The organism is Scandinavium tedordense (genome assembly GCF_024764965.1).
Taxonomy (GTDB): domain Bacteria; phylum Pseudomonadota; class Gammaproteobacteria; order Enterobacterales; family Enterobacteriaceae; genus Scandinavium; species Scandinavium tedordense.
In genome coordinates this window covers 1-536 of record NZ_JALIGG010000029.1, presented here as the reverse complement: position 1 = coordinate 536, position 536 = coordinate 1, and the positions used below count along the sequence as shown (strand labels likewise).

2 pseudogenes are annotated in these 536 nt (G+C 43.5%); both read left to right on the top strand.

Annotated features, from left to right (window positions below):
• A pseudogene (locus tag MUU46_RS00150) lies at positions 1 to 197 on the top strand (hypothetical protein); the annotation flags it as partial.
• 143 nt (positions 198 to 340) lie between these two features.
• A pseudogene (locus tag MUU46_RS00145) lies at positions 341 to 536 on the top strand (2,4-dihydroxyhept-2-ene-1,7-dioic acid aldolase); the annotation flags it as partial.

Genomic DNA, 536 nt, shown 5'->3' with positions numbered 1-536 from the left:
TCGGTGGAACGACACCGTTTATTTCCACTGCACTCGTTGAATTCACCGGGAATAAGCTTGCGCCGGCTTATTATCTGGTTGGCGTTGCATTATTTACTACTGTCGCCGTTGCTCTTTTTTATCGGGAGCGCTCTGGAGCCTCTCCTGAATTAGATGAGAAAGAGTACATATCCGGTTGGCCTAATAACGAATTGTGATGAGAGAGTACTCGTAGAAAGTCGTGAAAATGTCGTGCATTAATGCACAGACACTGTAGGGAACGGTCAATCGGTTACGTTATTTGTCTCTTCGTTTATAGCTTCACCATCCCTCTCATTATTATTTATAAAGAGATTAATTTATGCGTCCTAATAGATTACGTGAGCTTGTTACTCTGAAAAGACCAGCCATCAATGCCTGGCTTTCTTGTAATAGTGGCTATATTGCTGAAGTGTTGGGCCAGTGCGGTTTCGATTCAGTGACGGTCGATTTGCAACATGGACAATTTGGAATGGATGTTGTGCCTTCACTTCTACAGGCTATATCCAGTACGGATG